This window comes from Arthrobacter sp. UCD-GKA (genome assembly GCF_001863355.1).
Classification (GTDB): Bacteria; Actinomycetota; Actinomycetes; order Actinomycetales; family Micrococcaceae; genus Paeniglutamicibacter.
Window position 1 is genome coordinate 592046 of record NZ_MOLR01000004.1, and the last position, 13701, is coordinate 605746.

At 61.5% G+C, this 13701-nt stretch carries 10 protein-coding genes; 7 read left to right on the forward strand and 3 right to left on the reverse strand.

From position 1 onward, the window contains the following. Nucleotides 1-2 precede the first annotated feature (2 nt). The 6 genes from BLJ79_RS08975 to BLJ79_RS09000 all read left to right on the forward strand — a co-directional run bounded on the left by BLJ79_RS08975 (nucleotide 3) and on the right by BLJ79_RS09000 (nucleotide 8160). The gene (locus tag BLJ79_RS08975; RefSeq protein WP_071214351.1) at nucleotides 3-1073 is read left to right on the forward strand and encodes an ABC transporter substrate-binding protein; all 1071 of its coding nucleotides are present in this window, start codon (nucleotides 3-5) and stop codon (nucleotides 1071-1073) included. 58 nt (nucleotides 1074-1131) lie between these two features. Continuing rightward, nucleotides 1132-1914 (forward strand): ABC transporter ATP-binding protein, encoded by a 783-nt coding sequence (locus BLJ79_RS08980; protein WP_217641854.1) that lies wholly within the window; start codon nucleotides 1132-1134, stop codon nucleotides 1912-1914. A gap of 58 nt (nucleotides 1915-1972) precedes the next feature. Beyond that, the gene (locus BLJ79_RS08985) at nucleotides 1973-3625 is read left to right on the forward strand and encodes a M24 family metallopeptidase (RefSeq protein WP_071214352.1); all 1653 of its coding nucleotides are present in this window, start codon (nucleotides 1973-1975) and stop codon (nucleotides 3623-3625) included. A 658-nt stretch (nucleotides 3626-4283) separates the two neighbouring features. Beyond that, the gene (locus BLJ79_RS08990) at nucleotides 4284-5222 is read left to right on the forward strand and encodes a 5-dehydro-4-deoxyglucarate dehydratase (protein WP_071214353.1); all 939 of its coding nucleotides are present in this window, start codon (nucleotides 4284-4286) and stop codon (nucleotides 5220-5222) included. A gap of 61 nt (nucleotides 5223-5283) precedes the next feature. Beyond that, nucleotides 5284-6891: an aldehyde dehydrogenase (NADP(+)) gene (locus BLJ79_RS08995; protein WP_071214354.1), complete on the forward strand. Its 1608-nt coding sequence runs from the start codon at nucleotides 5284-5286 to the stop codon at nucleotides 6889-6891. Between the two features lie 357 nt (nucleotides 6892-7248). After that, on the forward strand, nucleotides 7249-8160 hold the full coding sequence (locus BLJ79_RS09000) for an AEC family transporter (protein ID WP_286135317.1): 912 nt from the start codon (nucleotides 7249-7251) through the stop codon (nucleotides 8158-8160). A 1025-nt stretch (nucleotides 8161-9185) separates the two neighbouring features. Here BLJ79_RS09000 and BLJ79_RS09005 read toward each other — a convergent pair. Further along, nucleotides 9186-10289, reverse strand: coding sequence for an oxidoreductase (locus tag BLJ79_RS09005; RefSeq protein ID WP_071214356.1), 1104 nt, complete (start codon nucleotides 10287-10289; stop codon nucleotides 9186-9188). A gap of 371 nt (nucleotides 10290-10660) precedes the next feature. Between BLJ79_RS09005 and BLJ79_RS09010 the strand changes: the two genes are divergently transcribed. Then, a complete protein-coding gene (locus tag BLJ79_RS09010) occupies nucleotides 10661-10999 on the forward strand; it encodes an ArsR/SmtB family transcription factor (protein ID WP_071214357.1) in 339 nt (112 codons plus the stop codon). A 705-nt stretch (nucleotides 11000-11704) separates the two neighbouring features. Here BLJ79_RS09010 and BLJ79_RS09015 read toward each other — a convergent pair. Beyond that, nucleotides 11705-12586 carry a polysaccharide deacetylase family protein gene (locus tag BLJ79_RS09015; RefSeq protein ID WP_071214358.1) on the reverse strand — a complete coding sequence of 294 codons (882 nt, stop codon included), beginning with the start codon at nucleotides 12584-12586 and terminating at the stop codon, nucleotides 11705-11707. 29 nt (nucleotides 12587-12615) lie between these two features. After that, nucleotides 12616-13587: an asparaginase gene (locus BLJ79_RS09020; RefSeq protein WP_071214359.1), complete on the reverse strand. Its 972-nt coding sequence runs from the start codon at nucleotides 13585-13587 to the stop codon at nucleotides 12616-12618. Between the last annotated feature and the right edge of the window lie 114 nt (nucleotides 13588-13701).

Genomic DNA, 13701 nt, shown 5'->3' on the forward strand with positions numbered 1-13701 from the left:
TCATGAAAATCAGCCAGCATCTCAAGAAAAACGCCGGCAAAGGAATCGTCACAGCCGCAGCACTAGGTTTGACTCTCGGAATGGCTGGGTGCAGCTCGGGCGCAAGCGGCGCAGACGGGTTGCAGAAGGTGACCATGATGACGGATGTTGCATTCCTTCCAAAGCACGCTCCATTCTTCTCCGCAGCCAAGCAAGGTTTCTTCAAGGAAGAAGGGCTCGAACTCGAGATCTTGCCCGGATCCGGTTCCAACAACACCGTCGTTGCGGTGAACACCGGCAAGATTGATTTCGGTTGGGCCGATTTCGGTGTGACTGTCCTAAACCAAGGTAAGGGTGCCGAGGTCAAACAAATCAACCTCGTCCAGGCTAAGGATGCGTACGCGACTGTGGCCCTTGCCGAGAGTGGCATCAAGACCTGGGACGATTTGAAGGGCAAGACCGTTGCCACCGAGGGTGCCGGCGCCATGACATCGATGTGGCCCCTGGCTTTGGAGAAGCTTGGTTTTGCCGAGTCCGACATCGAAGTGGTTCACGCCGCAGGTGAGGCAAAGATTCCTGGACTTTTGGCTGGACAATGGGACGCGAACCTAGCCCTGTTTGTTTCTGACGGGCCAGTTCTCGTCGGACTGGAAAAAGAACCAGTCGTCCTGAAATGGGCAGATCTGGGCTTCGAACTCTACGGGAACGGCATCGTTGCCAGCGACCGCATGATCGCCAAAGACCCGGAACTTGTCAAGAAATTCAATCGTGCCATGTCCAAGGGCTTCATGTGGGCCTGTCAGAACCAGGACCAAGCAGCTGTAGACATCATGGAAGAGGTCACTGGCCTCAAGGAAAGCGCCGTCAAGAACGCGCTTGATGGCCAATGCAGCCTGCTTTGGAACGATGAAAGCGAAAAGACCGGCTTCGGCACCATGAGCGATGCAGGGGTCAAGAACGCGATCGACACTGCCGCCACTTACCTCGGCCTGGAGAACCCGGACGAGCTCACGCCACAAGACGTTTACAGCAACGAATTCCTTGAGCCGATCAAGAAGGACGCCAAGATCGAGCTCCCTGCCAAGCAGTCGTAGCAGTGCCGTTCATCCGACAAGAAACCCCCACCAGTCCCAACGATGCTCGAGAGGAATCATGATGAGCAGCAGTGCAGTCATTGAAGTCAAAGATGTGGGCATGACTTACAAAACTCGAGACGGCCGTTCGCATACGGCGCTCGAAGGATGCAACTTCGATGTTGCGCCCGGAGAATTTGTCTCGGTCGTCGGTCAATCCGGCAGCGGCAAGTCCACGCTCCTGCGAATTATCTCAGGCCTGATCAACAATACTTCCGGCGAGGTCCTGCTCAAGGGCAAGAACGTGGCCCATTCACTGCGGGAATTGGCCATGGTGTTCCAGGCTCCGGTCCTTCTTCCCTGGCGGAACAACTTGGATAACGTGTTGCTTCCCATGGAATTCCGCAAGGCAGTCACTCCGCAGGTTCGAGCGTATGCCAAAGAACTCCTGGAGATTGCCGGTCTGGGCGACCAGGCAACAAAGTACTCCTATGAGCTAAGTGGCGGAATGCAACAGCGTGTTGCCATTTGTCGAGCGCTGGTTTCCCGTCCCGACATCCTCCTGATGGATGAGCCGTTTGGCGCTCTCGACGCGATGACTCGTGACACCATGAACTTTGAATTGCAGCGCATTTGGCACGAAACCAGGCAGAGCGTCCTCTTTGTCACGCACAGTATTCCCGAAGCAATCTGGCTTGCCGACCGCGTCATCGTGGTTGGAGACCGCCCCGGGCGCATCGTGGCTGACATCAAAATTGATATTCCGCGATTGCGCACCCGCGAGCACAGGTTCTCAGAAGACTTCACTGCATATGAGCGCCAAATTGAGGCACTCATTGGCACGCCCGGAGCGATCAGCTAACTCCTTCACAGCCACACCCTCAGGGCATTTTCGAGCAGCAGAAACGAAAGGCACAAGAATGCGACTCATCAGCAAAGTTGAAACGATCCGGGAAACTTATGGGCTTGATCCGGTGGCTCAGCTTCTTTTCACCAACATCCGACTTGACTCCCGAAAAATGGTGACACCACTCCTCGCCGAGACCAAGTCAGGCCGCTTCCTCATGGCTCGCCAGCAGGAAATGGGCAACTTGCTCTCCGCTGGAATTCAGCATGCGGACCTCAAGTTCTACGAGCCCTGGGTAACCATTGACGAAAGCATCACGGCCGGGGTTCCCGTCCTCCCGAAATTCGCCGATGCGGTCGAAGACCTGGCCCAGGGCACGTCGGTAGAGTTCGACGAAGGCATCCCCTTGGTCCACTACCGTGCACTGCAGGGTCGGGTCGCGGTGACGTTCCCCGACGCTCCTGTGCAGCAGGTACGTGCCTACGCCGTCGGCACCGCAGACGTGTTGGCCAAGTTCGAGTTGATTCGGGAATCCGGCGTCTCGACGGCCCGGACGCTCATCAACGGCATCGGTCACTTGGATGGTCTCGAAGCCGATTTGGTTTCGGGCGTCGACACCCGATTCACGGGTCTCGAGAGGCTGGCCTCCAACCTGGATGTCGATGGATTCCTGCTTGCCTCGCCCCCGAACTTCTCGGAAGCCACCGGGTACCGGGCCGACGAAGAAAGCGTGGCGCTTTGGAGCCGCGGTTCCGACGCCGTCATCATCATTGCCCCCGCGGGCAAGACGGATGTACCGGGGAAGCCAATCGGTCTCTTTGACTCGGCCGCCCACGCGCTGGCCGGACTATTGGAAGGGCCAACCCGCCGTATCGGCGTTGAGGAGCAGTGGATCAGCGCCCGTTTGGGCCTGGACATCGCCCAGGCTGGGTTGGAGACGGAGAACGCCTCGATCGCCCTCGGACACTGGCGCGATATCCGTGACCACGAGGATCTTCCGTTCCAGGTGATAGCCGCGCGTGCCAGTGTCACCTGCATCGAGAATGCACTTGATTTCGCGCAGGCTCAGATTAGCTCCGGAAACGCGCTGACCGAGAACGATGTATACCGGACGTATCTCGAAGCCATCCAGGAGTTCCGTGCCAAGAACGGGATTCCGTTCTGCATCGAACCATATTTCACCAATCTCCATTCGTCGTCCCGCATGCTGTTCCCCGGTCCCCCGACCGATTACCCGCTCGATGAAGAGACCCGGTGCATCCAGTTGGATGCGGGTGTCAAGGTAACTGTCGATGGCATTGTCGTGGCGACCTCTGACATGGCCCGTTCGCTCCTCCTGACACCCGAAGGCAAGGAAGGCTACGACCTACTCACCCGGATCATGCGCGAGGACATCGTTGGGCAGCTCCGGCCAGGGGTGGTGTGCTCCGATGTCCATGAGCACACCATGACGGCCCTGACGGCCAACCGGACCCGGCTTGAGGAGCTAGGGCTCCTCGCCCCGGATCTTGATTTCGTCAAGGAATACAAGAAGCGCAATGTCGGCCATCTCATGGGCAAGCAAGAGTCCTTCGCAAATGAGCTCCGCCCCGGCTACGATCATGTACTTCACGTAGGTTCCCTGGGCGCTGCGGAGATTCCGTGGCGTTTCAACGGGTACGCGATCGGGACCGAGGACATGTGGTACCTCGGCGAGGAGAAGACCTACTTGTTGACACTTCTGTAGGGCAAGGCCCAGCAGCCTCATCACTGAGGTCAAACCCTGCGTCCGCTCCGTGACTTCGATCCGCCGCGATTCCCCCGACGATGGCAGGTTCGAGGCCACGGAGCCTTCGGGTTTCCGCTACCGGAAAGGGGCCGTGTCCGAATTTGAAGATGGTTGTCCTCCATTTGGGTAGCCGTTCCCAGACTGGCGCGTCTCTTCACGCCGTCTCGATCGCTGACAGTGGCTCCTCCAACTCAACGTCGGTTGGCTCGCCCCGCCCGGATTCGCCCCCAAAGTCAGGCCTTCTTGCCTCTGTTCGGCCCGCTCTCCATCGCCGGCAGTGGCCCATTCCCGTCTAAACCCTGAAGCAACCCTGAAGTTCTCCCGCTATTGTCCCGGGACCCCGGACCAAGGCACCGCTACGGTGCAGCGTCGGGCAGTGGACAGCTTGGAACCAGCATCATCCAGGCGTTCCCTGCCCGTCCATGAAGTATGTCGCGCCCAGTCCACAACGGATTTTTCCGGGGAATCCAACGAGATTTGAACAATACCTTTCGAGCATCAATCAATACAAATATAGGCTTGGACATGCATCATTCTCGTCCATAGGCTGGTGACAACGAACATCCCCCAATGCCGCAACCCCAATCGTGACGGCATAGAAAACTAGGAGTACATCATGGCCACTTACACCCCTGACGAACTTGCCAACAAGCTCAAGGATGGACTGCTCTCGTTCCCCGTCACTGCCTTTGACGACAATCTTGAAATCGACGAAGCCGCTTACCGCGCTCACTTGGATTGGCAGTCAAGCTTCGGCGTTGCCGGCCTCTTTGCCGCCGGCGGCACCGGCGAGGGTTTCACCCTCACCCCCGAGGAAGCCGCCCGCGTGGTGCGCATGGCGGTCGAGGAAGCCGGCTCGCGCGTTCCGGTGCTCGGCTCGGCCGGAGGCTCCACCAAGCAGGCCATCCAGAACGCCCAGGACTCCGAGGCCGCCGGCGCCGAGGGCCTGCTGCTGCTGCCGCCCTACCTGACCGAATGCGACCAGGAAGGACTCTTCCAATTCGCCTCCGAAGTCTGCAAAGCCACCTCCACGGGTGTCATTGTCTATAACCGCGCCAACGCCATCTACTCGGCAGACACCGTGGCCCGCCTGGCCGACACCCACGAAAACTTCATCGGGTTCAAGGACGCCACAGGCAACATAGAGCACCTGACGAAGGTGTACTCGAAGAACGGCGACCGCCTCTTCTACCTCGGTGGCCTCCCAACCGCCGAGACCTTTGCCCTGCCGCTGCTGCAGCTGGGCATGAGCACCTATTCATCTGCCATGTACAACTTCGTGCCGGAGTTCGCCTTGGACTTCTACAAGGACGTACGCAACCAGGATCACAATGCCGTCACCGAGAAGCTCAAGCGCTTCGTGCTCCCCTACCTAGACATCCGCGACAGGGTCCAGGGCTACGGAGTTTCGATTGTCAAGGGGGGGCTGAATGCCGTTGGCCGCAATGGCGGATCGGTACGCCCACCGCTACAGAACATGACCGAGTCAGACTTGGCCGACCTGGGCGCACTGATCCAGGCGGCCGGACTGATGCCTGTGGCGGCGACCGTCTAGCCCCGGTTGGGGACGCACCAGCACCACTACCGATAAACCCACGCGCAACGCAGGAGAAGCAATGTCCACGGATACCCAGCAGCTCACCGGCCAGTCCATCGTGGCCGGGGTCGGCACACATGGAAATGGGGGCGAGGTCCGGGGCTTCAACCCGGCCTCAAACCAAATGCTCGACCCGGCCTACAGCCTGATCGGCATCGAGCAATTGAGGTTGGCAACGTATGCTGCCGAAGATGCTTTCGAGTCCTTCCGGTCCCTTGACCCCGAGACCCACGCAAGGTTCCTCGAATCCATCGCCGAGAACATCGAGGCCGTGGGAACCGAGCTGGTCCAAAGGGCCATGGCGGAGACCGGGCTTCCCCAGGCACGGCTCATCGGCGAGCTCGGGCGCACCTGCAACCAGCTGCGGCTCTTTGCGCAGGTGGTTCGCCAGGGCGACCACCACGGGGTGCGGATCGACCCGGTGCTCCCGGATCGCACGCCGATGCCGCGGGTGGACATCCGCCAGCGCAAGATCCCGCTGGGCCCGGTCGCGGTGTTTGGTGCGTCCAACTTCCCCCTGGCATTCTCCACCGCAGGCGGTGACACGGCCTCGGCCCTGGCCGCTGGCTGCCCCGTGGTCTTCAAGGCCCACAACGCCCACCCGGGCACCAGCGAAATCGTGGGCCGGGCCATCACCCAGGCCATCTCGGATGCGAGCCTGCACCCGGGCATCTTCTCGCTGGTCTACGGGCCGGGCGCCAGCATCGGCCAGGCTCTGGTCTCGGACCCGCGCATCAAGGCCGTGGGCTTCACCGGTTCCCGCGGCGGCGGCACCGCGCTGATGGCCACCGCCGCCGCACGTCCGGAGCCGATTCCTGTCTACGCCGAAATGAGCTCCATCAACCCCGTCATCTTCTTCGCTGGCGCGCTGGCCGAGGACGCCGCCGGACACGCCAAGGCCTACCTGGGATCGGTCACCGGCTCCAGCGGCCAGCTCTGCACCGCCCCGGGACTGGTCTTTGTCCCGGCAGGCGGGGAAGGCGACAAGTTCGCCGCGGCCCTGCGCACCGAGACGGCCACCGCCGCCGGACAGACCATGCTCACCGAAGGCATCTACAACTCCTGGGTCCAGGGCGTGGAAACCCTCGGCCAGCAGCCCGGAGTGAAGCTCTTGGCCCAGGGCACCAAGGGCGAAACCGAGAACGCACCGGCCCCGTCCATCTTCTCCACCGGGGTTGCGCAGCTGCTGGACAACCCGGTGCTGCACGAGGAAATCTTCGGCGCAGCCTCCCTGGTCATCCGCTACGTGGATGCCGCCGATCTGGCCGTCGCACTGTCCAAGCTCGAGGGCCAGCTCACCGCAACCTTGCAGCTGAACGACTCGGACCACGAGGCCGTCGCCGCGGTGCTGCCCATCCTGGAGCGCAAGGCCGGTCGCATCCTGGTCAACGGCTGGCCCACCGGAGTCGAGGTCGGCCACGCCATGGTGCACGGCGGACCGTTCCCCGCCACCTCGGACACCCGGACCAGTTCGGTCGGCACGCTAGCCATTGAGCGCTTCCTGCGCCCGGTCGCCTACCAGAACCTGCCGGATGGCCTGCTGCCGGCACCATTGCAGCAGTCAAACCCGTGGAAGCTGACCCGCCGCTTCGACGGCACCTTGAGGTCTGCTGGAGAACAAGCATGAGTGCAAACCAGCCCACCATTGCTCCCTCTAAGTCGTCCCGGTTGCCGCGCACCATGCAATGCTGCGGAACCTCTCAGTGGCCCACGAGCTCTACCTGGAGCACGGGCTGGGCTCACGCGACGACGCCGCCTCGATGCAGTACCTGACTCCGGGGTGGGAATTCGACGCCAAGTCCCCGGCGCTGGTGCGCTGAGAGGGCTCTTGGGAACAATAAAATAAGGCAAGGGACGGCGGGGATGGTTCAAGCGAACTTCCCCACCGTCCCTTGCCGTCCTTGGCGGACACCGGTTCGCCACGACGATCACTAACGCTTATTCGGGAGGCCGTGTGCAAGGAGTGCTCCAGGGGTTCTCGATCGTGCTGATCCTGATTGGCGTTGGCCTGGTCACGGCAAGGGTCCTGCCGCGCAAGCGCGAGTCCATTGCCACCGGGCTGACACCGCTGATCTACTACATCACCAATCCGGCGCTGATGTTCATGCTGCTTTCGGAGACCGACCTGCGCTCGGTGATCGGCGTGTACACCCCGATTGCGCTGATCACTGCAGCCGTGACCGGTGGTCTGTATGCACTGAGCGCCAAGCTGTTCTTCAAGGTCCCGGCCAACCGGCTTCCCGGCGCAGCCATGTCAACCAGCTACGTCAATGCCGGGAACATCGGTGTTCCACTGGCGCTCTACGCCGTAGGCAGCACCAACCCCGTGGTCTCGGTCCTCATCGCCCAGCTGCTGCTGATCGCCCCGGTTTACCTGGGCATCTTCGCCCTGGCCGCCCGGGCCAGGGGCAACCAGGAAAACAGGTCCCCGCTGGGCAGGACCATCCTTCGTTCCATCGCCAACCCGGTCACCATCGCCACATTCATTGGGGCCCTGTTCGCTGCATTCGACCTGAACTTGCCCGAAGTCATCAACATCCCCATTGACATGCTGGGCCAGGCCTCCATTCCGCTGCTCTTGATGGCCTTTGGCATGTCGCTCTTCGGGCAGCGTCCGCTGGCCGACAAGGCGTTGCGCGGAGAGGTCTTCCTGGCCACCTTCTTCAAGATGCTTTTCATGCCGGTGGTCGCCTGGGCCTTCGCGGCGCTCGTTTTCAGGCTGGAAGAAACGGACCTGCTAGGGGTGGTGATCATGGCGGCCCTGCCCACGGCGCAAAACGTGTTGCTCTTCTCCCAGCAATTCAGGCTTGAAACCACCGTCGTCCGCGAGGTGATCCTGTGCAGCACGCTGCTGGCGCTGCCGGTGACGCTGGTGATTACCTTCGTCCTCGGCTGATTTGCACATCGGTTTCCATGACGTTGCCCGTGGACATTCGTTGCTTTCCGGTGAAGTTATTCCAGCAAGATCTTCTTCAACGTCTCGGCCGATGCGTTGGTGGACGATATGCGTGTATTCTGCTTCGACAGCCGGTTGGCCCGGTGATTTCCTCGAAGACCACACCACGCGGTCCTGTCGCCTGAACCCGTGCAGCAGTCCCGGCGATAGGCTAGGCACGCACACGTCAGATGGTTCAGGCGCCTGGAGGAATTACCGGAGCCAAGGCATGCTAGTACGTTGGACGGACAAGATCCGAGATCCTGAACGGGCACCAGTGCCCGCAAGAACATCGTACGTATCTTGAGGTCCGGGCCGCCATGTACCCCCGCCGTCGGGGACGGTCTTCAGCACGCAGTAGTCACTGTTTTCCTCCTTTGCGAGGATCATTGTCGTACGATCCCCTACCCGCAAGGTGGGAATGCCCGAACACTGTCCGCTCGAGGTAATCGTTCGGGCGGTACAGCAGCGCTGTCGTGCACGTTGAATCCGCCGATGCATCTCTTGTCGGTTTCCGTGTTTGCAGGCTGCCGACATGGGACTTGGCTGGGCCGTCCAGCATCTGCTTCCGAGGCAGGATCCGGCGCTGCACTAAGTAAACCCCTCGGCCACAGCGACGGATTATTCGGTTCAGGCAGCCAGGCCATCGAGCCTTGCCCAGAGAACAACGGCAATCTTTTACGGAAATGTGCCAGCAGCGCTACACCAACCGTAGCTGTCCGCTCGTGGCGGTTCTATGTCCAAGTTACAGGTCGGCCTCGAATGCGCGTCCGCTCCGCAGGCATTTGCTGCACCGACCGCATGCCCGGCTTTCGCTGCAGCAGAGCGAATGAGAAGAGGAATCCCAACGCGGAAATCGTCGTGGTCATCCGCTTTGACGCGGGCCACCCCCAACGGTGTGGCCCGCGAAGCAACCGCCACCACTACCGAAGGGGAGGTCTCATGTGGAAGCCGCAGAATCGTTGTTCCCCATGAAGAGGTTTCTCTCAGGAGAGCAACTCAAGCTCCCAGTCCTTGACGTCGGCCAACGGGGCAAAAAGGCTCGCGTCCAGCTCGTCGAGGGGCCGTCCGTGGCGAACCCGCTCCGGCCAGTCTCTGTTGCCCAGAGCCGCCTTGCCCAGGGCAATGACATCGGCTGTGCCGTCGGCCAGCAGCGCTTCCGCTGTCTCGGGGTCGTCAAGGTTGCCATTGGCAATCACCGGCAACCCGGAATACCGCTTGGCCAGGGCGGCCAACGAGGGACTCCCGTCGCCAAACGCCGGAGCATAGGCTTTGTACTCGGTGGTGTGGATGAAGTCGACGCCGGTGTCACCCAGAGTGGAGAAAATGACCTCGGCCTCATCGATTCCGCCGGCCCACCGGTGGTCGTGGTCGCTGACTTTGGCCTGGGAGATGCGGATACCGACGGTCATTTCCGGCCCGACGGCCTCACGCACGGCGCGAGCGATCTCCGCGGGGAAACGCACCCGGTTCTGGGCGGAGCCTCCGTACTCGTCGGTGCGGAGGTTGAGGTAATCGGTGAGGAACTGGTCCAGCAGGTAGCCGTTGGCGCCGTGAATCTCCACGCCATCGAACCCAGCTTCCTTGGCGCGCAATGCGGCATCCACGAAGCCTTCGCGAACTTCCTGCATTTGCTCCCGAGTGATTTCAGCGGGCACCCGGTAAGCTCCCTCGCCGCGATAGAAGGCCAGTTGCTCTCCCTTGGGCGCAACCTCGGAGGGACCCACCGTGGCGTCCGCAAAACGGCTTCCCTGGGCTTGGGATCCAGCGTGCATGAGCTGCGCGAATATTGCGGACCCTGATGCGTGGACGGCGTCGACAACCCTGGCCCAGGACCGGGCCTGTTCATCATTTGCCAGACCAGGCTGATGCAAGTAGCCCTGGCTGTATGAAGTGTCGGGATAGATGCCCTCGGTGATGAGCAGCGCGAAGCCGCCCCTGGCGAAAGCCTCGTAGTAGGAGACCATCTTGTCCGTGACCAATCCGTCCTCGGTGGCACTAACACGGGTCATGGGTGCCAACGCCACGCGGTTGGACAACTGCGTGGAACCGATCTGCAGGCTCGACCAGAACGGGCTGGGGTTTGTCATGAATGTCTCCTTGGATTTTCAGGGGCGACGCTATTCCGGTGGAAAGCATGCGCATATTGGTTACCCGAACGTTTGTGTAGGCAAAGATGCCCTACGTTCGGTTTGTTGAATTTTCGGGATTTCCAGTTCGGTCTATCGGAGACCGCGTTAGTCGCCAACCGCACCAAGTATGTATGGATCAGTGCATTATTGGCGGTTCATGGATCCGCACGAGGGTGGCAGAGCAGACAGGGGTACAACGACCTGTGCATTTTCAGCACGCAAGCCCTTGCCGCCGTTACCCGCATTCAAAGTACGACACTCTTCGTAGTACTAGAAATATCGTACAATAGATTCTCAGTCAATTCAGCAATCGAGGAGGCCAAGTACACATGCGCGCTCTCGCCCACCCGACCCAAGCAGAGATGCAGCTGGACACGGTGCTTTCCGCGCTATCCGACCCAGTGCGACGACAAATTGTTGGCCAACTCGCGAACGCATCTATCGATCAGGCTTGCAGCGCTTTCCAACTGCCAATCAGCAAGTCCACCTCCACGTATCACTTCAGGGTCCTGCGTGAGGCTGGCCTGATTGAACAGCGCTACAGCGGCACCACGATCCTCAACACGCTACGAGCAGCCGACCTCGAAGCCCGGTTCCCGGGGTTGCTGCGAGCGGTTCTTCGTGCCGCCCGCAGCGAAACGACCCTCGCCACGTCCGAAGTGGAATGACTGGATGCAGGTCCGTCGATTGGTCGCGAGGAGCCCGAAGCTCCCCCAAGGCGGGACTGCTTGACATGCGGCAGCTCCCGTCTGGACCACCAAGGGTTACGCGACGTGCCAGCCTCCACAGGGCTTCATCCGGCGTCCTGTAAACGAGCAGCGAAGTCTCGTTTTCACGAGGCCGGAGCCGGCAGCGAAACAGAGCCCAGAATGGCCCCATCGACTGCAACCATGATGAACGGCGCCAGCCGGTACGGGAATTCCACCGCTGCGCTAGGTGCTTCCAATGTCCTGAGCCCGAGTCCAAACGCGGTCAGGCGGAGGTGCGTTGGAGCAGCACGGGATCGAACAAGGACCAAGGCAGGTACGCGCCCGGCAACGGCGGGCAGAGGCAGATAGTCGCTGAATTCCTCGGCTCTTGCGGATCCCAGGTATTCCAGAAGAGCCGCATCCAAGGCTTCCCAGCCGGCGGCGGAGCAGTGCTGCCCAACCATGTCTAGGAGTTCATCGAAGGTTGAAGCGGTGCGAGCCGCACCCGTTTGTTTGGAAACGGTCCATCCTCCGGGGAAGGTGCCGACCTTGATCCCTCGGCACACACCCGTGAGGAACCGACCAATCGAGGCACGCCGGATTGGGCCGGAGACCATTGGCCCGGCCCAATCCGGTGCGACGCGTGCGCAGGCTCCACACATGTGCGTGCCGACTTCCTTCCAGCTACTTCTGGCGCGGGTTCCGCGCCTTGAACTCTTCAGCGATGGTGTTGAAGTCGGTCCACTTCACGCCTTCGTGGCTGTTGATGTGCTCGATCAGGCGTTCCAGCATCAGCAACACCTGTGGGCGGCCGGAGACGTCGGGGTGGATCGTCATGGTGAAGACCGCCTGGTCGTGTTCGCGGTACACCCAGTCGAACTGGTCTCGCCACATTTCTTCCAGGTGGCGGGGGTTCACGAAACCGTGGCTGTTCGGGCTGGACTTGATGAACATCATCGGCGGCAGGTCGTCGAGGTACCAGTTGGCCGGGATCTCCACGAGGTCGGTTTCCACGCCACGGACCAGGGGCTTCATCCAGGTGCTGGCGGGCTTGTCGTAGTCGATCTTGGTCCAGCTGTCCCCGACACGCACGTAGTACGGTTCGAAGTCGCGGTGCATGAGCGAGTGGTCGTAGGTGATGCCGCGTTCGAGCAAGAGCTCGTTGGTGACGTTGGAGAATTCCCACCACGGTGCCACGTAGCCGGTCGGCCGCTTGCCGGTGCGCTGCTCGATCAGGTTGATGCAGTGGTCCAGGATGTCCGTTTCCTGCTCGCGGGTCATCGCGAGGGGGTTTTCGTGGCTGTAGCCGTGCACCCCGATTTCATGGCCCGCGGCGACGACTTCGTCGAACTGCTCGGGGAAGGTTTCGATGGAGTGGCCAGGCCAGAACCAGGTTGCCGGCAGGTCGTACTTCTTCAGCAGGGCGTTCAGCCGCGGGACGCCGACCTCGCCGGCAAACATGCCGCGCGAGATGTCATCCGGGGAGTCTTCTCCCCCGTACGATCCAAGCCATCCACCAACGGCATCAACGTCGATGCCGAACGCCACGGAAATTTCTTTTGCCATCTTCATTCCTTATCTTGTTGCGGATCGGTTCAAATGTAAGCTGCGAGCAGCTCAGGGTTTGGCTTCTGCCCCTGTGAGAGCATCAATGCCAAAAGCAGGCGGGCCTGGAAAAGCGGCAGCGAGCCGAGCTGCAGCGCACCCGCCCTGAGCAGGTCGGCGCCGCCCCCGTTGCCGTAGAACGGGACCACGGGGCCTTCAGGAACCCGGGTGCCCAGCCCCACGGTGATTCCTGCCTGCACGGCTTCCTCGGCCCAGGCCAGGATGGACGAGTTGCCGTTGCCCACCCCGCTGCCGGCGATGATGACGCCTTGGGCTCCGGCTTCAACGGCGGCCCTGGCAAGGGTGGCGTCGGAACCCGGGTGGACGGTGACGATGTCGACCCTGGTGCTATCGAACGCCGGCGGGGGCAGGGCAAGAGCCTTGGGCCGGATCGGGGCCGAGAGGAAGCGGGCCTGCCCGTTTGCAACCTGTCCGATCGGGCCGCCGTCCATGGTCTTGAAGGGCGAGGGCGCGATGGTGTGGGCCTTGCGGGTGCCCCTGGCTGCATAGATGTTGCCGGCGAAACTGATCATCGCGCCCTTGCCTAGGGCCGAGGAACTTGCCGCGACAGCGATGGCCTCCTGCAGGTTTCCCGGGCCGTCAGGGCAGGGGTGGTCGGCAGGGCGTTGGGCGCCGGTCAGCACCACGGGCTTGGAAGAGGAATGGACCAGGTCCAGGAGATATGCCGTTTCCTCCATGGTGTCGGTTCCATGCGTGACAACAATGCCGTCCACGTCGCCATCCGCCAGTTCCGCGGCCACGGCTTCGCAGACCAGGCGGAGGTCGCGGTGGCCCAACAGGTAGGACCCGAGTCGCATGACATCCCGCGACGACACGTTGGGCCCGCCGGCGGCGATGCCGTCCAGCAGCTCGCCCGCCCCACGACTTGCAACCGAGGCTCCGCGATCGTTTTCGCTTGAGGCAATGGTCCCTCCCGTTGCCAATACCGAAACCTGAGGCATGCTGTGCACCTTTGCCTGGACCCTTCCGTTGCAGGAGTACTCCCGCGTCAGCTGCTGCTGCGGGAACGAATACCGCAAGCATGCCCTACACAAACGTTTGCCGCAAGTGCGTCA